Origin of the sequence: Bradyrhizobium sp. I71, from assembly GCF_022354745.1 — a bacterium.
GTDB lineage: Bacteria > Pseudomonadota > Alphaproteobacteria > Rhizobiales > Xanthobacteraceae > Bradyrhizobium > Bradyrhizobium liaoningense.
Map to the genome: position 1 here is coordinate 1,866,290 of NZ_CP059398.1, position 21,354 is coordinate 1,887,643.

17 protein-coding genes are annotated in these 21,354 nt (G+C 65.7%); 8 read left to right on the top strand and 9 right to left on the bottom strand.

The window, feature by feature from the left end; translation table 11 throughout:
• Positions 1–89: 89 nt before the first annotated feature.
• The gene (locus FJV43_RS09335; protein WP_239626395.1) at positions 90–806 is read right to left on the bottom strand and encodes a hypothetical protein; all 717 of its coding nucleotides are present in this window, start codon (positions 804–806) and stop codon (positions 90–92) included.
• A 286-nt stretch (positions 807–1,092) separates the two neighbouring features.
• Here FJV43_RS09335 and FJV43_RS09340 point away from each other — a divergent pair, with 286 nt between their 5' ends.
• A complete protein-coding gene (locus tag FJV43_RS09340) occupies positions 1,093–2,016 on the top strand; it encodes an ABC transporter ATP-binding protein (protein ID WP_239626397.1) in 924 nt (307 codons plus the stop codon).
• On the top strand, positions 2,013–2,774 hold the full coding sequence (locus tag FJV43_RS09345; RefSeq protein WP_239626399.1) for an ABC transporter permease: 762 nt from the start codon (positions 2,013–2,015) through the stop codon (positions 2,772–2,774). Before FJV43_RS09340 ends, FJV43_RS09345 begins: the two co-directional genes overlap by 4 nt.
• A gap of 50 nt (positions 2,775–2,824) precedes the next feature.
• Here FJV43_RS09345 and FJV43_RS09350 read toward each other — a convergent pair whose 3' ends face one another.
• On the bottom strand, positions 2,825–3,148 hold the full coding sequence (locus FJV43_RS09350) for a hypothetical protein (RefSeq protein ID WP_239626400.1): 324 nt from the start codon (positions 3,146–3,148) through the stop codon (positions 2,825–2,827).
• A 329-nt stretch (positions 3,149–3,477) separates the two neighbouring features.
• Between FJV43_RS09350 and FJV43_RS09355 the strand changes: the two genes are divergently transcribed.
• Positions 3,478–4,260, top strand: coding sequence for a L,D-transpeptidase (locus FJV43_RS09355; protein ID WP_239626402.1), 783 nt, complete (start codon positions 3,478–3,480; stop codon positions 4,258–4,260).
• A 38-nt stretch (positions 4,261–4,298) separates the two neighbouring features.
• Positions 4,299–5,294, top strand: coding sequence for a glycerophosphodiester phosphodiesterase (locus FJV43_RS09360; protein WP_239626404.1), 996 nt, complete (start codon positions 4,299–4,301; stop codon positions 5,292–5,294).
• Between the two features lie 89 nt (positions 5,295–5,383).
• Here the strand turns inward: FJV43_RS09360 and FJV43_RS09365 are convergent, their stop codons facing one another.
• The gene (locus tag FJV43_RS09365; RefSeq protein WP_239626405.1) at positions 5,384–7,663 is read right to left on the bottom strand and encodes a fused MFS/spermidine synthase; all 2,280 of its coding nucleotides are present in this window, start codon (positions 7,661–7,663) and stop codon (positions 5,384–5,386) included.
• A 215-nt stretch (positions 7,664–7,878) separates the two neighbouring features.
• On the opposite strand from FJV43_RS09365, the gene FJV43_RS09370 reads away from it, so the two are divergent.
• Positions 7,879–9,489 carry an NAD(P)/FAD-dependent oxidoreductase gene (locus tag FJV43_RS09370; protein WP_239626407.1) on the top strand — a complete coding sequence of 537 codons (1,611 nt, stop codon included), beginning with the start codon at positions 7,879–7,881 and terminating at the stop codon, positions 9,487–9,489.
• Between the two features lie 286 nt (positions 9,490–9,775).
• On the opposite strand, the gene FJV43_RS09375 is transcribed toward FJV43_RS09370, so the two are convergent.
• Positions 9,776–9,940 (bottom strand): Flp family type IVb pilin, encoded by a 165-nt coding sequence (locus tag FJV43_RS09375; protein WP_035700501.1) that lies wholly within the window; start codon positions 9,938–9,940, stop codon positions 9,776–9,778.
• A gap of 153 nt (positions 9,941–10,093) precedes the next feature.
• Between FJV43_RS09375 and FJV43_RS09380 the strand changes: the two genes are divergently transcribed.
• Positions 10,094–10,981, top strand: coding sequence for a 50S ribosomal protein L11 methyltransferase (locus tag FJV43_RS09380; protein WP_239626409.1), 888 nt, complete (start codon positions 10,094–10,096; stop codon positions 10,979–10,981).
• Positions 10,982–11,015: 34 nt separating this feature from the next.
• On the opposite strand, the gene FJV43_RS09385 is transcribed toward FJV43_RS09380, so the two are convergent.
• Positions 11,016–11,195, bottom strand: coding sequence for a hypothetical protein (locus FJV43_RS09385; protein WP_082821949.1), 180 nt, complete (start codon positions 11,193–11,195; stop codon positions 11,016–11,018).
• 186 nt (positions 11,196–11,381) lie between these two features.
• Between FJV43_RS09385 and FJV43_RS09390 the strand changes: the two genes are divergently transcribed.
• Both FJV43_RS09390 and FJV43_RS09395 read left to right on the top strand, forming a co-directional pair.
• Entirely contained in the window at positions 11,382–13,211 is a 1,830-nt protein-coding gene (locus tag FJV43_RS09390) for an aminopeptidase P family protein (RefSeq protein ID WP_239626411.1), read from the top strand.
• A 293-nt stretch (positions 13,212–13,504) separates the two neighbouring features.
• Complete coding sequence (locus FJV43_RS09395; RefSeq protein ID WP_239626412.1) at positions 13,505–14,779, top strand: multidrug effflux MFS transporter; 1,275 nt, start codon at positions 13,505–13,507, stop codon at positions 14,777–14,779.
• A gap of 116 nt (positions 14,780–14,895) precedes the next feature.
• On the opposite strand, the gene ligA is transcribed toward FJV43_RS09395, so the two are convergent.
• The 4 genes from ligA to lpxC all read right to left on the bottom strand — a co-directional run bounded on the left by ligA (position 14,896) and on the right by lpxC (position 20,998).
• Positions 14,896–17,049, bottom strand: coding sequence for an NAD-dependent DNA ligase LigA (ligA, locus tag FJV43_RS09400; RefSeq protein ID WP_239626414.1), 2,154 nt, complete (start codon positions 17,047–17,049; stop codon positions 14,896–14,898).
• A gap of 158 nt (positions 17,050–17,207) precedes the next feature.
• The gene (recN, locus tag FJV43_RS09405; RefSeq protein ID WP_239626416.1) at positions 17,208–18,881 is read right to left on the bottom strand and encodes a DNA repair protein RecN; all 1,674 of its coding nucleotides are present in this window, start codon (positions 18,879–18,881) and stop codon (positions 17,208–17,210) included.
• 13 nt (positions 18,882–18,894) lie between these two features.
• The gene (locus FJV43_RS09410) at positions 18,895–19,785 is read right to left on the bottom strand and encodes an outer membrane protein assembly factor BamD (RefSeq protein WP_239626418.1); all 891 of its coding nucleotides are present in this window, start codon (positions 19,783–19,785) and stop codon (positions 18,895–18,897) included.
• A gap of 250 nt (positions 19,786–20,035) precedes the next feature.
• Positions 20,036–20,998, bottom strand: a complete 963-nt coding sequence (gene lpxC, locus FJV43_RS09415) for a UDP-3-O-acyl-N-acetylglucosamine deacetylase (protein ID WP_239626420.1) — start codon at positions 20,996–20,998, stop codon at positions 20,036–20,038.
• Positions 20,999–21,354: the final 356 nt, after the last annotated feature.

The window sequence follows — 21,354 nt, forward strand, 5'->3', positions numbered from 1 at the left end:
CTATCCCGCCTTCCAGGACTTCCCGACCGCGCTATTCCCGCGATCGCCGGAGGATGGCTGCGCGACGAGTCCGTCGCGCAAGGAAGCTCTCAGTTCCTGGCAGGAGCGGCCGCCGCCGAGCGTGCCCGTCGCGGCGTGCCGGGTTCGGCGACCGGCGCCGCCGGTGCGCGCGAGCGCATGATGGCGGCATCGATCTCGGCAATGACGCGACGCTGGATCGCCTCGTTCTTGTCGATCGAGACGTGGCCGACGCCGGTGCCGCGCACGTCGACATTGTCAAGCTTGCCGCGAAAACCCGCCGCGGCCCGCACCGGCTCGCCGGGACCATCGCCGATATAGATGTTGATGTAGCGCTCCGCGCCGGTCGAGAGCTTGGTCTTGAACACGGAGTCGAGGCCGATCGCGAGCTTCACGGGCACGCCGAGCTGATTGAGCTTGGCGATCATGTCCGGCAGCGCCGTCGCGCCGGAGGAATGGCCGACCAGGACGATGGTCTTGAGCCGACCGGCCCTGTAGGCGGCCGCCGCTTCGTCGGCGAGCGAGGACCAGGACACGAAGTTGGCGACGGTCACCGGAATGCCCTGCGCCTGGAGCCGGGCGCCGATCGTGTCGAGCCCGAGCGAGAAGATGTTGAGCACGCCACGGAGCAGGTAGACATGCGTGGTTGCCACAGCGGCCTCGCTCGGCGCGGCCTTGGCGGTGGTCGGGCTGATGGCAACAGCTGACAGCAGGAGCAGGCCCATCGCCCACACCCGCAGGGTGGACAATTGGCGGGCGCCGGCGGTGTGACGGCCGTTCGGTCTCATCGATTTTTTCCCTGGAGACAATACGCTTGGCGATTGGCCGGAATCGTAGCCACGGCCCGCTCGCAGACGCAACAAAGAGCCGCGTGAGCGGCAATCTTCGCAGCAAGCCGTGACCATCGCGCAACACTTGCCCGAAACATGCCACTGAACGGCCTGGTTTGAGACCATTTTCCTCCGGGGAATTGCGGGCCGATGACAGCGTTCCTATTTCAGGGCTCCGCCGACCCGCCCTCCCGGATCGGTCCAGCCCTCCCTCCCCAGCCCTGCCCTCAGCCTCGCGGCCATCATGCCCCCCATCATTTCCGTCGCCAATATGTCCAAGACCTATGGGTCCGGCTTCAAGGCGCTCAAGAACGTCAATCTCGACATCAAGCGCGGCGAGATTTTTGCGCTGCTCGGCCCCAACGGGGCCGGCAAGACCACGCTGATCTCGATCATCTGCGGCATCGCCAACCCGAGCGAAGGCAGGGTCTTGGTCGGTGGCGAGGACATCCAGAGCTCCTACCGCAAGGCGCGCTCGCTGATCGGCCTCGTGCCGCAGGAATTGCACACCGACGCCTTCGAGAGCGTGTGGGCGACCGTGAGCTTCTCGCGCGGCCTGTTCGGCAAGCCGAAGAACCCCGAACATATCGAGAAGGTGCTGAAGGACCTCTCGCTGTGGGACAAGAAGGACAACAAGATCATCACGCTCTCCGGCGGCATGAAGCGTCGCGTGATGATCGCCAAAGCGCTGTCGCACGAGCCGCAGATCCTGTTCCTGGACGAGCCCACCGCCGGCGTCGACGTCGAACTGCGCAAGGGCATGTGGGAGGTGGTGCGCGGGCTGCAACAGTCCGGCGTCACCATCATCCTCACCACGCACTACATCGAGGAGGCCGAGGAGATGGCCGACCGCATCGGCGTCATCAACAAGGGCGAGATCGTGCTGATCGAGGACAAGACGACCTTGATGCAGAAGCTCGGCAAGAAGCGGCTGACGCTGCATCTGCAGGGCAAGATCGCCTCGCTGCCGGAGAGCCTTCGCCACTACGAGCTCGAGCTCTGCGACAACGGCGCGACGCTGGTCTACGACTACGACACCAAGGGCGAGCGCACCGGCATCACCAGCCTGCTCGGCGATCTCCGCGCCGCCGGCATCCGCTTCAACGACCTCGACACGACGCAATCATCGCTCGAGGACATCTTCGTCGACCTCGTGAGGACGTCATGAACCATCGCGCCATTCGCGCCATCTATCTGTTCGAAATGGCGCGCACCTGGCGCACGCTGCTGCAAAGCATCGTCTCGCCCGTGGTCTCGACCTCGCTCTATTTCGTGGTGTTCGGCGCCGCGATCGGCTCCCGCATCAGCCAGGTCGAGGGCGTCAGCTACGGCACCTTCATCGTCCCGGGCCTGATCATGCTCTCGGTGCTGACGCAGAGCATCGCCAACGCCTCCTTCGGAATCTACTTCCCGAAATTCACCGGCACGATCTACGAGATCCTGTCGGCGCCGATCTCCTATTTCGAGATCGTGCTCGGCTATGTTGGCGCCGCCGCGACCAAGTCGATCATTCTGGGCCTCATCATCCTGGCGACGGCCGGCCTGTTCGTGCCGCTGCACATCCAGCATCCGGTCTGGATGCTGGCCTTCCTGGTGCTGACGGCGGTGACGTTCAGCCTGTTCGGCTTCATCATCGGCATCTGGGCCGACGGCTTCGAAAAGCTGCAGATGATCCCGATGCTGGTGGTGACGCCGCTGACGTTCCTCGGCGGCAGCTTCTATTCCATCGACATGCTGCCGCCCACCTGGCGCACGGTCGCGCTGCTCAACCCGGTGGTCTACCTGATCTCGGGCTTCCGCTGGAGCTTTTACGAGATTGCGGATGTCAGCGTCGCCGTCAGCATCGGAATGACGCTGGCGTTCCTGGTGATCTGCCTCGTCGTGATCTGGTGGATTTTCCGGACGGGATACCGGCTGAAGAACTGATCGTCATTCCGGGCTCGCGCTACGCGCATCCCGGAATGACGGCGATGGTCTCACCTGTAGCAATGAAAACGGTGATGGCTGTCGTAATATCCGCGACAGCGGTGCCGGTAATGGCGGTGGGGAACGCCGAGCACGCCCTCGACTGCACCGACAGCCCCGCCAACGCCGGCGCCGACGACACCGCCGACCGCGCCGCCCACGGGCCCGGCGATGCGGTTGCCTTCATAAGAGCCCTCCTGTGCGCCGCGCACGATGCCCTGGGCGTGACTGACTTGCGGCAACGACGATAGCGCCAGCAGAGTGGCGGCGGCGAACAGCAGGCGAATGGGCAGATTGGCCGGCAAAGGCGCAACGGCGAGACGTGCTTTGTTCATTTTCGGGTCCCCAGGAAAGGAAAGAGGTAAACGGCGGCGGACGTGCCGCCTGTCGAGAGAGGCCATCACCAACGCGCCGCGGGGCGGAATGGTTGCGCCTTTGTGACGAATTGTCGGTGTTGTGAACGCGCCTCCGCTCGCGAAAATGTCAGCGCTGCCGCGCGTGACGCGGCACAAAGCGGCCTTGCTTACGCCCGGCATCGCGTTAACGATGGGCTTGCAGCTCGCTGGAACGAAAGCCGGATTGCAGGCATATTGCACGCCGGGGACGGAGAGCCGCGGCGCCTAGCGTGAACAGGCCGGAGGCCGAGATTGATATGCGTTTCCAGATGCGTTCGTTTTTCATTGCTTTCACCTTATCGCTGCTTTTGAGCGCGGGCGCCGCGCAGGCCAAGGTCGAGATCACCGTCGACAAGGACAACCAGCAGATGACCGTCGCCGTCGACGGCGTCGCGCGCTATCACTGGCCGGTGTCGACCGGCATCCCCTCGCGCGAGACGCCGAACGGCGCGTTTCGCGCCTTCCGCATGGAAGAGGATCACTACTCCAAGGAATTCGACGACGCGCCGATGCCGCACGCGATCTTCTTCACCAAGGTCGGGCATGCCATCCACGGCACGGACTCGGTCGGCCGGCTCGGCTCCCCCGCCTCCCATGGCTGCGTGCGGCTGTCGCGCCAGAATGCCTCGACGCTCTATGCGCTGGTTCAGCAGCAGGGTGTGCTCAACACCACGGTGACGCTGACCGGCTCGGCCCAGGTGGCGCTGGCTCGCAATCCGCGCGGCCGCAACGCCAATGCGGTGGCCCGCGCACCGCAGCCGGCTGAGGAGCAATACGCGACCGCCGGCGATCCCGTGAACCTGGCGCCGCCGGCGCAGCCCGCGCGCCGCTACATGCCGCAGGACGACAACTACATCTATCCGGCCGATGGCAGCGACACCGGCGCGCGCTATCCGGCGCCGCGCTCGGCCACCCGCCCGCTCTACGACACGCAGGTCTATCAGCAGCAGCCGCGGACCTATTACGACCAGGGCTACGGCCAGCAGGGCTACTACTATCAGCCGCAGCCGCGGCAGTATTATCAGCCGCGCGGCTATTACTATCAGAACTGACGCTACCGCCATCAACCGCCCTCGCCGGCCGAGGCACCATGAAGCCACGTGCCACGACCATTCTGATCGTGCTCTGCGCTCTGATGGCGGGACGGGCCATGGGATCTGATGTGGGCTTCGATCTCGAGGCGCATCGCGGCGGGCGGGCGCTGTTGCCGGAAAACACGCTGCCCGCCTTCGCCAATGCGCTGTCGATGGGCGTGGACACGCTGGAGCTCGACGTCGGTGTCACCGCCGACGGCGAAGTCATCCTGTCGCATGAGCGCAGGCTCAGCCCCGATCTCGCCCGCGGCCCCGATGGAGCCTACATCACTCCGCCCGGCACGCCTTTCGTGAAGCTGCGGCTCGACGAGGTCAGGACCTATGACGTCGGCCAGATCCGGCCGGACAGTGCCTACGCAAGACAATTCCCCGACCAGCGTGCCGTGCCGGGGACACGCATTCCCACCTTGCGCGAGCTATTCGCGCTGGTGCGCAAGTCCGGCAACGCGCGCGTCGGCTTCAACATCGAGACCAAGATCGATCCGAACCATCCGGACGAAGCGCCTGATCCGCAGGCCTTCGTCGCGAAGCTGCTCGGGCTGATCGAGACCGAAGGACTCTCCGACCGCGTCACGATCCAGTCGTTCGACTGGCGAACCCTGCTTCTCGTCCAGCAGCAGGCGCCGAAGATTCCGACCGTGTACCTGACGCTCCAGCGCGGCTCGAGCCCGACGGTGGCACGCGACAAGGCGACCAACTGGACGGCGGGTTTCAACCCGGCCGATCAAGGCGGCTCGCTGCCACGGACGATCAAGGCTGCGGGCGGCGCGATCTGGTCGCCTTACTTCGGCGATGTGACCGCGTCACTGGTCACCGAGGCCCATGAACTCGGATTGCGCGTCGTGGTCTGGACGGTCAACAAGCCCGAAGACATGGCGCGCATGATCGAGCTCGGCGTCGATGGGATCATCTCGGACAGGCCGGACCTGCTGCGGCAGATCGCCGGCGAGAAGGGAATCGCGCTGCCGGCGGCGACGCCGGTAGCGCCATAACTCCGATCTCGTGTCCCGGCTCTGCAGCGCATCACTTTCGTGCTGCGCAGCGTCCGGGGCACCGGATTCGTCCGGGCGACGGAGCTTCCCTACTCCCCGTCCCGCAAACGCCGATACAGCGCGCCCAGGATATTCGAATAGTCGTCGGTCCAGACCCGCGCCCTGTCATCGGCCTCGGTCTGTACCCATTGCTTGGAGGACGCGAGCCTGCCGATGTCCGCCTCCTCGCGCGCGGAGATGACGACGTCGGTCGAGAAGATGTAGTCGGAATCGCGCCCGGAATCCTCGTTGAAGACCCAGCTCGTGAGATCGTTGGCATCCGCAATGCCGACAACGACCGTCTCGAGATCCAGATGCCGGTTGGAGACGTGCATCACGACCGCGCCGTGGGGCGCGAGCTTGTCCTTGTAGATCTTCATCGCCTCTTCGGTGGCGAGATGAATCGGGATCGCATCGGACGAATAGGCATCGACGATGATGAGATCGTAAGCGCCATCGGGCTCCTTCGCGAAGGTGAGGCGCGCATCGCCGATGACGGGCTTCATGTCCGGCATGCAGCTCGAGATGTAGCGGAAATTCCTGGGGTCGCGCGCCGCGTCGACCATGGACTGGTCGATCTCGAAGAAGGTCCAGCTGTCTCCCGGCTCGGCTGCGCAGGCAAGCGTGCCGGAGCCGACGCCGATCGCGGCGACCTTCAGCGGCGCGCCCTTGCGCTCGCGGATGGCGCTGACGGCCTGACCGATACCGCCGTCCATGTGGTAGTAGGTGATCGGCTCCGGCCGGCCGATGACCGGCGTGCCGTCATTGTTGCGGAAGCGCTCGGCGCCATGAATGGTGGTGCCGTGCATCAGCACATGGAAATAGCCGCCCGGCGTCACCACGATCTTGTGCACGCCGAAGAAGCTGCGCACCGTCGTGACGCGGCCCTCGTCCGCGGGATAGACACGGATCAACGCCAGCGCGAGCGCGACGGTGGCAAATATCTTCCAGCGGCCGGCATTGAGGATCAGCGCGAGCAGCGCGGCGAGCACGCCGACGGCGCCGGCGACCCAGACGCGGTGATCCTCTAACCAGGTCGAGAGGTCGCCGGTCGTATAAGACGGCGCGACGAGCGCCACCGCGAGCGCGGCGAGCGCCAGCCAGTACCATTTGACGATGCCGGCGAGACGTTCGCTCGCGGAGGGGCGGCACAGCGCGGCAAGCGCGATCAGGATCGGATATTCGGCGATCCACGAGAAGGTGAATGGAGCAACGAGCCCTGCGAACAGGCCGCCGACCATGCCGCCGAACGACAGTGCGACGTAGAAGCCGGTGAGATATTTGGCGGCCGGCCGCGTCCGCGCCAGTTCGCCGTGGCAGGCCATGGCGATGACGAAGAAGCACAATTGATGGCCGCCCAGCGTCAGCAGCAGATTCTGCTCGCCGCCGAAGGCCAGCAGCACCACGACGCCGGCGATGGCGACCGGCTGGAGCATCAGCATCCATTTGTGCGGCAGCAGCGGACGCGACTGGAACACGACGACCCAGGTCAGCAGGTACAGCGACAGCGGCAGCACCCACAGAAGCGGCGCCGCCGCGACGTCGGTGGAGATATGCGCAGTCACCGCGATGAGCAGGCCGGACGGCACCGCGGCCAGGAAGATCCAGCGCAGCCGCGTGACAAGTCCGGGCGCCGGCGCGTTCACCTCCTCGTCTCGCGCGTCGACGAGTGCCAGCCTCGGCGAACGCAACAACAGCACGCCGCAGGCGGCGATGAGAAGGATCAACAGGCCATAGCCTCCCGTCCAGAACCGGTTCTGCAGGTGCAGTGTGAACATCGGCTCCAGCAGGAACGGATAGGACAACAGTGCGAGGAAGCTGCCGATGTTGGAGGAGGCATAGAGGAAATAGGGATCATGCCCGGCGGGATGCCCGGTGCGGACGAACCAGGCCTGCAGCAGCGGATTGTTGGCGGCGAGCGCGAAGAACGGCAGCCCGATCGAGACCGCGAACAGGCCGAGCAGCCAGAACGCATAGCCCGAAGCGGGCGGCTCGCCATAGGCGGAGGCGATGCCGAGCGGCAGCGTGGCGAAGGCCGCGATCAGCAGCACCAGATGCACCGCGACGGGAACGATACGGCTCTTGGCCTGCATCAGCAGATGCGCATAGGCGTAGCCCGCGAGCAGCAGCGACTGGAAGAACACCATGGCCACCGACCACACCGCCGGCGAGCCGCCGAGCCGAGGCAGTACCATCTTCGTGAACAGCGGCTGCACCGAGAACAGCAGCAGCGCGCTGACGAAGATCGCAGCCGTGTAGACCGCCAGCAGCAGCCGGTTGCGCGACGACGAAGGCTGCTCCGTGGCGGCGGGTTGCACGATGGAATCCATGGATGCTCCGGCAAGACTCCGGCGGGCGCCGGACGCGCGCAATGGAGCACAAGGCGCCTGATCGGGCAACAAAGGGGCGCGTGATGTTGCAGCGTGAATTGCTTGATATTAGACGTCGTTCCGGGGCGATGCGGAGCATCGAACCCGGAACCTCGAGATTCCGGGTTCTCGCTTCGCGAGCCCCGGAATGACGGTAGACTGGACCTTGCATCTTCATGAGCGAAACCGACGTCGTCATCATCGGCGCTGGCCACAACGGCCTCACCTGCGCGGCCTATCTCGCGATGGCGGGCCTGCGGGTGCGCGTGGTCGAGCGCCGCAAGGTGGTCGGCGGGGCCGCAGTCACGGAGGAGTTTCATCCGGGATACCGCAATTCGGTCGCGGCCTACACCGTGAGCCTGCTCAATCCGCGGGTGATCCGTGACCTCAAGCTCGCCGAGCACGGCCTGCGGATCGTCGAACGGCGCGCGCAGAATTTTCTGCCCGCGCCAGATGGCAGCCATCTCCTCACCGGCGAGGGGCGGACGAAAGCGTCAGTCGCCCGGCTCAGCGCGCATGATGCGGAAGCCCTCGACGGCTTCTCGCGCGAGCTGGAAGACATCGCCGACGTGCTCAGGCAGTTCGTGCTGCGCGCGCCGCCGAACCTGCTCGACGGATTTGGCACGAGCGCGATCCGCGAAGCCGTGAACGCGCTCCAGAGCGCCAACATCCTGCGCGGGCTTACGCTGGAACAGAGCCGCAGCCTGCTCGATCTCTTCACCCGTTCCGCCGGCGAAATGCTGGACGAACGTTTCGAACATGATCTGGTCAAGGCGCTGTTCGGCTTCGACGCCATCGTCGGCAACTATGCCAGCCCCTATGCCGCCGGCTCCGCCTATGTGATGCTGCATCACGCCTTCGGCGAGGTGAACGGCAAGAAGGGCGTCTGGGGCCACGCCATCGGCGGCATGGGCGCGATCACACAGGCGATGGCGCGCGCCGCCCGCGACCACGGCGTTGTCATCGAAACGGATGCCGGCGTCCGTGAGATCATCGTGGAGCGCGACCGCGCCGTCGGCGTCGTGCTGGAGAACGGCTCGGCCGTCCGCGCAAGATATGTCGCGGCCAACGTCAATCCAAAGCTGCTCTACACGCGGCTGGTCGCGGCCGACGCTCTCCCTGCGGACTTCCTCGCCCGCATCCGGCGCTGGAAGAACGGCTCCGGCACCTTCCGCATGAACGTGGCGCTGGACCGCCTGCCCTCCTTCACTGCGCTGCCGGGCGAGGGCGATCATCTCAGCTCCGGCATCATCCTGGCCCCAAGCCTCGACTACATGGACCGCGCCTGGCTCGATGCGCGAGCCCAGGGCTGGAGCCGTTCGCCCGTCGTCGAGATGCTGATCCCCTCGACGCTCGACGACACGCTGGCGCCCGCCGGCAAGCATGTCGCGAGCCTGTTCTGCCAGCATGTCGCCCCGGAGCTTCCCGGTGGACGTTCGTGGGACGACCATCGCGAAGAGGTCGCCGATCTCATGATCGCGACGGTGGACAAATACGCGCCCGGCTTTGCGGCGAGCGTGCTCGGCCGTCAGATCCTGTCCCCGCTCGATCTCGAACGGCAGTTCGGACTGTTGGGAGGCGACATCTTCCACGGCGCGCTGACGCTGAACCAGCTGTTCTCGGCACGGCCGATGCTGGGCCATGCCGATTATCGCGGACCGCTGAAGGGCCTGTACCATTGCGGCTCCGGTGCCCATCCCGGCGGCGGCGTCACCGGCGCTCCCGGCCACAACGCGGCGCAGGCGATCCTGCGGGATCACCGGTCGCTGTTCGGAAGCCGTGGATAGGTCTGTGGACTGCCTGTGGACAGCCTGTCGAAAGGCCTGTGGTCGGGCAGATGATGCCTGGGCCAGACCGCCACGCCGAAGCTGGGGAAAGTCGGTGGAAAATCGCTGGGACAATTGCGGGAAAAGCGGTGGATAGGGTCCCGGCAAGCCGGCGGATAACCTGTTGAAGATCCGCAGAACAGATGCCGCAGAAACGACACCGCCCGCCAGGGAAATCCCTGGCGGGCGGTGATCAGGAACAGCCTCTGAAGAAAAACAGCCCCCCGCTGGGAAATGCAGGCGGAAATTACTTCAAGGAGGTGCTAATCGAAGTGAACTTCTCATTCATGGCGGTGCCCAGGCCGTTCACCACGGTGATGATCGCCAGGGCGATACCCGCGGCAATCAGACCGTATTCGATCGCGGTTGCACCGGACTCGTCCGACCAGAACTTCTGAATCATGCGCTTCAAGACTCGCCTCCGTTTCAACTCCAAGCTGTGCTAGCTGGATCCAACACGTGAGAATGTAGAGGGCGGAACCTTCGGCCCAGTTAACCCGGGAACCGCAACTTGTCGGGAAATTGGTACCAAAAGCTCCAAAAATTGAACTCAATGGAACCCTGAATGCAGCCTTCGCCCACCCATCGCGCCAGCTTTTCAATCGGCAGCGAGGCCGACGCCAGGCGCGTCGTCGACGTGCTCACCGAGGTGTTTTTCGACGGCGATGCCGCGGTCGCCGCCTTCGAGCGGCCGGACGGAGAATGGGACGTCACGCTCCATTTCGCCGAGGCGCCGGATCACGCATGGCTGCGCGAACTCGTTGCAACTTCAGCAGGAAATGAGATCGCCGCGACCCTCGCCTTCGACACCGTCGAGGCCAAGGACTGGGTCAAGGCCAGCCTCGAAGATCTCGTGCCGGTCCCGGCCGGGCGCTTCGTCGTGCACGGCAGCCATGACCGTGAGCGTGTGGCGCCCAACAAGCTCGCCATCGAGATCGAGGCGGCGCTCGCCTTCGGCACCGGTCACCACGGCACGACGCGCGGCTGTTTACTTCTGCTTGACCATGCCCTGAAGAGTTCCCGGCCGCAGCACGTGCTCGACCTCGGCACGGGGACCGGCGTGCTGGCGATCGCAGCGGCGAAGGCGCTGCATCGCGCCGTGCTTGCCTCCGACATCGATCCGCCCTCGGTGCGGGTGGCGGCTGAGAACGCCTCCCTGAACGAAGTCGGCAACCAGGTCCGGGTGATCCGCGCCACCGGGTTTGCGGCGCCGGATTTTGCGCGCGCCGGCCCGTTCGACCTGGTGCTCGCGAACATCCTTGCCAATCCCTTGCGGCAATTGGCGAGCCCGATGGCACAGCACCTTGCGCCCGGCGCCCGCGTCATCCTTTCCGGCCTGCTGACGCCCCAGGCCCCGGCCGTGATCGCCGCCTATCGCGCGCGCGGCCTCGTGCCCCTGAAGCATCTGCGGATCGAGGGGTGGAGCAGCCTGTTGCTGCGGAAGGTCGGGTGAACTGGGCGAGGTGACGACGCCGCCACTGCTGAGGCTACTCTGCCGGCTTCTCGTCGCGGCGCATCGCGCGTTGCTGCTGCAAGGTGCGCCTCGCGCGGCGCTCGGCTAAACGGTCGATCATTTGGCTGATGAGGCCGCGCGGCTTCTTCGGTGGTGTTGCAGCCGGGCCGCGGCGCACTGGCGGCGAAATCTTCTCAAACGTGAACGCTGGCATCGTGTGTCCCCTCGCCGTTGAGATGAACCACTTGCTCGAATTTCCCTGTTATCCGGACGAAGCGCAACTGCCGCATCCTTACTCCACTCGATTCGAATGGAACTATTTCAAGCACAGTCCATGCCACATGCGACGCAAATGCGTCGAGATTGCGGACCGATCCTCATGATCCTAAAGTGATCCACCATGTTCGAAGCACACTTCCAGACATTCGAGGAGCCGGAGGCCGGTGTCGCATTAACGGCACGGCTGGCCGCACTTCGCGAAGAACTCGCCCGTCGCAAGCTGACCGGCTTCGTGATCCCGCGCGCCGATCAGCAGCAGAACGAGTATGTGCCGCCATCGGAAGAGCGGCTGGCCTGGCTGACCGGCTTTACGGGCTCGGCGGGACTGGCGGTGGTGCTGTCCCAGGAAGCTGCGGTGTTCGTCGATGGCCGCTACACGCTTCAGGCCGCCAAGCAGGTCGACGCAAAGGCCTGGGCCGTGGAATCGCTGATCGACCCGCCGCCGGAGAGCTGGGTGGCGGCGCATCTGAAAGCCGGTGACCGCCTCGGATTTGATCCGTGGCTGCACACTTTTGCGGCAGCAGAGCGCCTGTCTGCAGCCTGCGCCAAGGCCGGCGCCGAGCTGGTGGCCGTCGACAGCAATCCGATCGACGCGATCTGGCAGGACCGGCCGCAGCCGCCGCTCGCTCCCGTCGCCGTGCACGGCCTCCAGCATGCCGGCGTCGCTGAGGCCGAGAAGCTGACGCAGATCAGGGGTGAGATCGCCAAGCTCGGAACCGATGCGCTCGTGCTGTCCGACAGCCACGCGGTGGCCTGGACCTTCAACATCCGCGGCGCCGACGTCGCGCATACCCCGCTGCCGCTGTCCTACGCGCTGGTGCCGAAGGAGGGACGGCCGACCATCTTCATCGACCACCGCAAGCTCTCCAACCTGACGCGCGACCATCTCGAGCAGTCCGCCGACGTGCGCGAGCCCGATGCGATGGCGCCGACTCTGATGGCGCTCGCCAAGAGCGGCGCGGCGATCGCGCTCGACAATGCCACCGCGGCCGACGCACTGAGCCGGCTGATCGCGGGCGCCGGCGGCAAGCCGGTGCGCGGCAGCGATCCGGTCGCACTGCTCAAGGCGGTCAAGAACGCGACCGAGATCAAGGGCACCAAGACGGCCCATGTGCGCGACGCCGTGGCGCTGGCGCGCTTCCTCGCATGGATCGATCGCGAGGCGCCAAGCGGCAAGCTGACCGAGATCGATGCGGTGGAGGCGCTGGAAACGTTCCGCCGCGATACCGGCGCGCTCAAGGACGTGTCGTTTCCGACCATCTCCGGCACCGGCCCGAACGGCGCCATCGTGCATTACCGCGTCACCCGCAAGAGCAACCGGCGGATCGCGCCCGGCGACCTGCTGCTGATCGATTCCGGCGCGCAATATGAAGACGGCACCACCGACGTCACGCGCACCATGGCGGTCGGCGAGCCCACGGCAGAGATGCGCGACCGCTTCACCCGCGTGCTGCGCGGCCATATCGCGATCGCGCGCGCGGTCTTCCCCGACGGCACCACGGGCGCGCAGCTCGACACGCTGGCGCGGCAATACCTCTGGGCTGCCGGCCTCGATTTCGAGCACGGCACCGGCCACGGCGTCGGCAGCTATCTCTCGGTGCACGAAGGCCCGGCGCGGATCTCGAAGCTCGGCACCACGCCGCTGAAGCGCGGCATGATCCTCTCCAACGAGCCCGGCTACTACAAGACCGACGGTTTCGGCATCCGTATCGAGAACCTCGAGCTGGTCGTCTCCGCCGACATCAAGGGCGCCGAGAAGCCGATGAATGCGTTCGAGACGCTGACGCTGGCGCCGATCGACCGACGGCTGATCGATGCGGCGATGCTGAGCCGCGATGAACTCGACTGGCTCAACGCCTATCACGCCCGCGTCCGGGCCGAGGTGCGGCCGGCGCTGGACGAGGCGACGAAGGCCTGGCTCGATCAGGCGACCGCGGAGCTGAAGGCTTAATCACTCATTCCGGGCCGCATAGCACTACGCGATCAACGCAACGCTGCTTCCCCATCACAACCGTCATGCCGCGCGCAGGCGCGGCATCCAGGACGCCGCGGCTTCTCCATATCCCTCTTCTGTCTCTGGAATACCGGATTCCCCGCCTGCGCGGGGAATGACACCTGCTTTATCGCGCAAGCAGCGTGCCCAATCATAACCGTCCCGGAATCCGTATAGCCGCATTCCGAAACGCCGATATCCGTCTTGCGCGGGCGCGCTACAGTCGATTCGAATTCGAGAGACGGACACGCATGCACGGCATGATCAGCAAGCCGCCGGGAGCGGCCACCAGCATCGCGACATCGCGCGTCGTGTTGCTGCTGCTGGTCGTCATGACCGGGATCGCGCCGATCTCGCTCTACATGCTGGTTCCGGCGCTGCCGGTGCTGGCGACGAATTTCGGCAGCGACATCTCGATCGCTCAGATGACGGTCTCGCTCTACATGGTCGGCATCGCGCTGTCGCAGCTGATCATGGGACCGCTGTCGGACCGGTTCGGACGGCGCCCGGTGCTGCTCGGAGGGCTGGCGCTGATGGTCGCGGCCAGCATCGCCTGCATCTTCGCGCAGAACCTGCCGCAACTGATCGCCGCGCGCTTCTTCCAGGCGCTGGGCGGCGCCGCCGGCATGGTGGTCAGCCGCGCCATCATCCGGGACATCTACGAGCGCGACCGTGTCGCCTCGATGATCAGCCTCGTCATCGCCGCGCTGATGATCGGGCAGATGGTATCGCCGCTCACCGGGGGCCTGATCGAGACCGCGTTCGGCTGGCGCGCGATCTTCTACGCCATCACCATCGCCGCGATCGTCGTCGCCGTGGGTATCGCGGTGGCGCTGCCCGAGACGCGCCGCAGCCGCGCCGCCGGCAGCGGCTTCCGCGGCGACGTCGGCATGCTGATCCGCAATCGCGCCTTCGTCGGCTATGTCATGTGCCAGGTGCTGGCCTCGCAGATCATCTTCACCTTCGCCGGCGGCGGCCCCTACATCGTGGTGACGCAGATGGGCCGCACCAGCGCCGAATACGGCGCCTGGTTCGCGACGACGGGCTTTGCCTATCTCGTCGGCAATCTGCTCTGCGTGCGCTTTGCGCCGCGGCACTCGCTGGAGAAACTGATCTGGCTCGGGATCGCCCTGCAGCTCTGCGGCAGCCTGTTGAACCTGCTCTGGAGCCTTGTCGGCTGGAACGAGGCGCCCGCCTGGCTGTTCGGCACGCAGATGATCGTGATGGCCGGCAATGCGTTCGTGATGGCGAATTCCGCCGCCGGCGCCATCAGCATCCGCCCGGAGGCCGCCGGCACCGCCTCGGGCGCCATGGGCTTCCTCCAGCAAGGCATCGGCGCGCTGATGTCGCAATTCGGCGCCTATCTCGGCGGCCATTCCGCAACGACTCTGCCGCTCACCTCCGCGGTCCTCGCAATTTCGCTGCTCTGCGCCTGCATGATGATCTTCGTCGTCCCTCGGCGCGAGGTGATGGTGAGCGAGACACTGATCGAGAAGGCCGAGGAGGAAGAGACGGGAATGATGTAGGGGGGCGGTGCTCTCTCCCGCGTCATTGCGAGCGGAGCGAAGCAATCCAGACCGTCACTGCGGAAAGATTCTGGATTGCTTCGTCGCTACGCTCCTCGCAATGACGGAGAGAGACCTCACTCCCCGATCAGCTTCAGCCACTCGTCTTCCGTCAGCACCTTGACCCCGTGCTTGTTGGCTTCCGCGAGCTTCGAGCCCGCGCCGGGGCCGGCGACGACGAGATCGGTCTTCTTCGACACCGAGCCCGACACCTTTGCCCCCAGACGCTCTGCCGTGGCCTTGGCTTCATCCCGCGTCATCTTCTCCAGCGAGCCCGTGAACACCACGGTCTTGCCGGCGACGGCCGAATTGCTCTTCGGCTTCTCGGCGTCGACGATCTCGACCTCCTTGGTCAGCCGCTCGACGATGCCGCGATTGTGGCTCTCGCCGAAATAGTCGGCGATGCTCTTGATCACGGTGTCGCCGATCTGGTCGAGCGCGTCCATCTCCGCGATCGCCTCCTCCTCGCCCTTGGCGACCTTGAGGCAGGCATCGTGGAAGGCCTCCCACGAGCCGTAGCCACGAGCCAGGGCCAGCGCCGTGGTCTCGCCGACATGGCGCATGCCGAGCGCATAAATGAAGCGTTCCAGCGCGATTCTGCGCCGGCTCTCGATGGCGCTGAACAGATTGCGGACCGAGGTCGTGCCATAGCCCTCGATCTCCTCGAGCTTGAGCTTCGCGTTGCGCTTCTCCAGCGTGAAGATGTCGGCGGGCTCCTTCACCCACCCCTCGTCGAAGAAATACTGAAGCTGCTTCTCGCCGAGGCCGTCGATGTCGAAGGCGCGCCGCGAGACGAACAGCTTGAGATGCTCGATCTTCTGATAGGGACAGGCGAATTCGCCGGTGCAGCGGGCGCGCGAGCCCTCCTCGCCCGTCGCCGTCTCCTCGCGCACGACGTCGGTGTGGAGCGGACACGGGCACTTCTTCGGGAAGTGGAATTCCCTGGCGGACTTCGGCCGCTTGTCGAGGACGACGTCGACCACCTGCGGGATGACGTCGCCGGCGCGCTGGATCACGACGGTGTCGCCGATCCTGATGTCACGGCCCTCGCGCAGCACCTCGCCCTTGTTGCCGATGCCCTTGATGTAGTCTTCGTTGTGCAGTGTGACGTTCTGCACGATCACCCCGCCGACGCCGACCGGCTCGAGTTTGCCGACCGGCGTGAACGAGCCGGTGCGGCCGACCTGGATCTCGATGTCGCGCAGCACCGTCATGGCGCGCTCGGCCGGGAATTTGTGCGCGATGCCCCAGCGCGGCGTGCGTGAGACGAAGCCGAGCCGCTCCTGCCAGTCGATGCGATCGACCTTGTAGACGACACCGTCGATGTCGTAGTCGAGCCGAGCGCGCTGCTCCTCGATCGCATGATGGAAGGCGAGCAATTCCTCGACGGAGTGACAGAGCCTGGTCAGTGGATTGGTCTTGAAGCCGCAGCGCTCGAACCAGGCGATCATGCCGCTCTGCGTCTCTTCCGGCATCGCGCTCATCTGCCCCCACGCGTAGGCGAAGAAGCCGAGCGGGCGCGAGGCGGTGATGGTCGGGTCCTTCTGCCGGAGCGAGCCCGCGGCCGAATTGCGCGGATTGGCGAAAATGGTGCCGCCTTCGGCCTTCTGCCTTTCGTTGAGCGCCAGGAAGGCCTTCTTGGTCATGTAGACCTCGCCACGCACCTCGCAGATGTCGGGGACGTTGCGGCCCTTCAGCGTCTGCGGCACGTCTTCGAGGGTGCGGATGTTGGCGGTGACGTCCTCGCCGACCGCGCCGTCGCCGCGCGTTGCGGCGGTGACGAGTTCGCCACCCTCGTAGCGCAGCGACATCGAGAGCCCGTCGATCTTCGGCTCGGCGGAGAAATCGACCTTGTCGTCGTCGAGCTTCAGGAATCGCACGATGCGGCCGACGAAGTCGCGCACGTCCTCCTCGGCAAAGGCGTTGTCGAGCGACAGCATGGGAACGGCATGCCGGACCTTCCTGAAGCGGCCCGACGGCGCCGCGCCGACCTTCTGCGAGGGCGAGTCCGCGGTGACGAACTCGGGAAAGCGCTTCTCGATCGCGTTGAAGCGTTGGCGCAGCGCGTCGTACTCGGCATCGGTGACGGTGGGCGCGTCCTCTTGATAGTAGCGCTCGTTGTGCCCCTCGATCTCGAGCGCGAGCCGCATGTGCTCGACCTTGGCCTGCGCCTTGGTGAGGTCGGCGACGTCGCGAAGCGGTGTTGCTTTGGATCTTGCTGCTCTGGCCATGGTGCTTGGATACGACGGAGCGGGCGGAAGGGTAAAGTCAGTAGAACTCTCGTGCCCCGGACGCAGCGCAGCGCTTCTTCAGCGGTGCGCTGCAGAGCCGGGGCCCACGGGGCGGCATTCTGGGTCCCGGCTCGCGCTATGCGCGTCCGGGACACGGCTTAAGCCGTCGCCGCCTTGAGCAGCCGTTCCGCAGCGGCCCTCGCCTCCGCCGTGATCTCGGCGCCCGCGAGCATGCGCGCGATCTCCTCGCGGCGGTGGTCGGCGGCGAGCGCATTGACGCGGGTGGCGACGCGCTTGCCCTTGTCCAGGGCGTCCTTGGAGATCAGGAGGTGCTGGTCGGCGCGGGCGGCGACCTGTGGGGCGTGGGTCACGGCCATGACCTGGACCTTGCCGGCAAGGCGCGCGAGGCGCCCGCCGATGGCGTCCGCGACCGCACCGCCGACGCCGGTGTCGATCTCGTCGAACACCAGGGTCGGCGCCGAACCGCGGTCGGACAGCACGACCTTGAGCGCAAGGAGGAAGCGCGACAGCTCGCCGCCGGAGGCGACCTTCATCAGCGGACCCGGCTTGGTGCCCGGATTGGTCTGGACCCAGAACTCGACACGGTCGAAGCCTTGCGGACCGGGTGCGGCCTCATCGGTCTCGACCTGGGTCATGAACTTGGCCCGTTCGAGCTTGAGCGGCGCGAGCTCGGCATTGACGGCCTTGTTGAGCTTCTCCGCCGATTTCTGCCGCGCCAGCGACAGCTTCTTGGCGGCGGCGGCATAGCGGCCGTCTGCCTCGATCGCGGCCTGCTCCAGCTTCTTGAGCCGCGAGGCACCGGCATCGATCAGCACGACGTCGGCGGCATATTTGGCGGCCAGCGCGGCGAGGCCGTCGACCGGCGTCGAATATTTGCGCGAGGCGGCGCGAAGGGCGAACAGCCGTTCCTCGATGCGTTCGAGCTCGGCCGGATCGAAATCGGTCGCCGCCAGCGCCGCCTGGAGATGCTGATCGGCTTCCTCCAGCGCGTTGATCGCAGCGTCGATCGCCTTCACCGCAGGCTCGACCAGCGCCGGCGAGTTGACGCCGCGGCGCTCCAGCCGGCGCACCGCCGCCGACAGCGTAGCGACCGGCGAATGATTGCCGCCGACCGCCTCCTGCGCCTCGCGCAGGTCGGAGGCGATCTTCTCGCCCTGCATCATGGTGGTGCGGCGCGAGGCCAGCGCGGTCTCCTCGCCTTCCTTGGGCGCGAGCTGCTTCAGCTCTTCGGAGGCATGGCGGAGATAATCGGCCTCGCGCGCGGCGCTCTCCATGGCGGCGCGATGCTCCTCCAGCGCGGTATTGGCGGTGCGGCGCGCGTCCCAGAGCGATTCGACCGCCGCGACGTCCTTTTCCAGGCCGGCAAAAGCATCGAGCAGGCGGCGGTGGGTGGCGGCATCGACCAGCGCGCGCTCGTCGTGCTGGCCGTGGATCTCGACCAGGGCGGCACCGACCGCCTTCAGCGTCTGCACGCTGATCGACTGGTCGTTGATGAAGGCGCGGGTGCGACCGTCGGCGAGCTGCACCCGACGGAGAATCATCTCCCCGGTATCGTCGAGGCCGTTCTCGGCGAGGATCTTCGCCGCGGGGTGATTCTTCGGGATATCGAATACGGCGGTGACCTGCCCCTGCTCCGCGCCGTGGCGCACGAGGCCGGCATCGCCCCGGCCACCGAGCGCCAGTGCAAAGGCATCGAGCAGGATGGATTTGCCCGCACCGGTCTCGCCGGTCAAAACCGCGAGGCCCGAGGCGAATTCGATATCGAGCCGTTCGATCAGGACGATGTCACGGATCGACAGACGCGCCAGCATGGAACCAAATTTCCTAGCCGAGACCCATCTTCTTGAAGGTCCGGCTGATCCAGGACCCCTGATTCTCGCTCGGCTCGAGACCGCCGGATTTTACAAGATTATAGGCGTCCTTGTACCAGCGGCTGTCAGGAAAATTGTGCCCAAGCACGGCCGCCGCGGTCTGCGCCTCGCCGACGATGCCGATCGCCATATAGGCCTCGGTGAGCCGGAACAGCGCCTCCTCGACATGGCGGGTGGTCTGGTACTGCGTGACGACGGTCTTGTAGCGGTTGATCGCGGCGGTGTAGTCGCGCTTCTGCGCGTAGTAGCGGCCGACGTTCATTTCCTTGCCGGCGAGCTGGTCGCGCGCGCCCTCGATCTTGGCCTTGGCCGAAGTCGCATATTCGGAAGTCGGATATTTGCGCACCACCTCTTCCAGAGCGGCGATCGCCTTCTCGGTGCGAGCCTGGTCGCGGCTGATGTCCGGGATCTGGTCGTAATGGGAGGCGGCGATCAGATATTGCGCATAGGCAGCGTCCGGGCTGCCCGGATGCAGCGTGACGTAGCGGGTGGCAGCGCCGATGCAGCCGTCATAGTCGCCGCCCTGATAGGACGCATAGGCCGACATCAGCAGCGATTTGCGGGCCCAGTCGGAATAAGGATGCTGGCGGTCGACCTCTTCGAACTTCTTGGTCGCCGCCTTCATGTCCTTCTTCTCGTTCATGAGGTACAGGCCCTCATTGTAGATCTTGTCGGCGGGCTCCTCGACGAAGGTGTCGTCCTTGGCAGTGAACTTGTCCCAGAGCGAGCCCGTGCCGCAGCCGGCGAGCGGCAGGGCGAACATGATGAAGGTGACGGCCTGCAGCAGCCCACGGGCTCGCGACGAGGCCGAGAAATATCCGCGCGTCATACGCTGTGCCGACATGAGTTTAAGCCCTGACGCCCTGTGATGCGGTGTCCGCCAGCCCACGAACCCCGTCCTGGGCGCGAGTTGTAACCGTGGTGCCTGCCATGCGACCACGCCAATGTATCCGACAAACGATCGTAAACCACCGGATAGGCAGGCATTTCGCCCGGATTAAGGCGAACGTGCCGCAATCCTAGCCGATCTTGGTTACCAGGAGTTTCCCGGGGGGAGGAAGCCGCCAACCAAACGCCGAGGCGACGGGTCTCTTTCAGGACACGTCCGGTCCGAACGCCGCGGCAACCCGGCCACCGACGATGCCGCGACCGACTTCGCCCACGGGACGCGCGGTACGGCGGGCAGCCTCGCCTTCGACCACGCGCCAGGCGGTACGGTCGGCGAGCAGCGCGGTCAGGACAGCGTGGTTGAGCTTGTGGCCGCCACGCACCGAGCGGTAGGCGCCAAGCAGCGGCAGGCCGGCCAGCGAGAGGTCGCCGATCACGTCGAGCACCTTGTGGCGGGCGCATTCGTCGGCGTAGCGCAGGCCCTCGGGATTGAGCAGCCGCTCATCGTCGAACACGACGGTATTGTCGAAGGAAGCGCCGAGGGCATAGCCCGCGCTCCAGAGCCGCGCGACGTCGCACATCAGACCGAACGTCCGGGCCCGGCCGATTTCGCGGCGGAAACCCTCAGGGTTGAGGTCGAAGACGTAGCTCTGCTGGCCGATGACGGGATTGGTGAAGTCGATCTCGACCTCGACGCGGAACCCGCTGGCGTGCGGCCTGATCTCGCCGAAGGAGTCGCCGACCTTGACCGAGATCGGCTTCAAAACCTGAATGAGGCGGCGCTGCGCCGGCTGGCTGACGATGCCGGCCTGCTCGATCGCCGCAATGAAGGCGGCGGCGCTGCCGTCCATGATCGGCACTTCGGGACCATCGATCTCGATGGTGGCGTTGTCGACGCCCATGCCCCGCAGTGCGGCAAGCACGTGCTCGGCGGTGGATACCAGCGGCCCGCTGCGGTCGCCGAGAACGGTAGCGAGGTCGGTTGCCACCACCTGCTCGGCGGTCGCCTGAACTTCACGGTCACTTCCCTCGAGGCCCGTACGGACAAAAATAAAACCTGCGTCGACAGGCGCAGGCCCAAGGGTGAGAGTGACGGGAAGACCGGAATGAACGCCTACGCCTGCCACAGAGGCTTGCGCACGAAGCGTTGTTTGCCGGTTGAGTTTCATCAGGAACCGCCCCACTACGACCATCGCGACTTATACAAACCCGCTTCGCCGGCCAGTGCCGACGCCCCGCGAATCCGTATCCCCAAGTCACGGCAAACCATAGTCACTGCCTCAAACAGCGCCAACTCACGCTTTTTTACCGATTGTTACCCCAAACCCGCCGTATTCGCGCCAAGGCTTAACCAAATTGAGCCCAGGCTTGAGGCGGTTATCGGCAGTTTTACTGAACCACCGAATGTGTAATTAATGATTTAAAATCAGTTGCTTGGTAGAAAAATCGGGGTCTGGGCGGGAGAAAAGGAAAGGTCCCGGCAAGCTTGCTGCCGGGACCTTTTTCCGTCTGCCTTATTGTAACA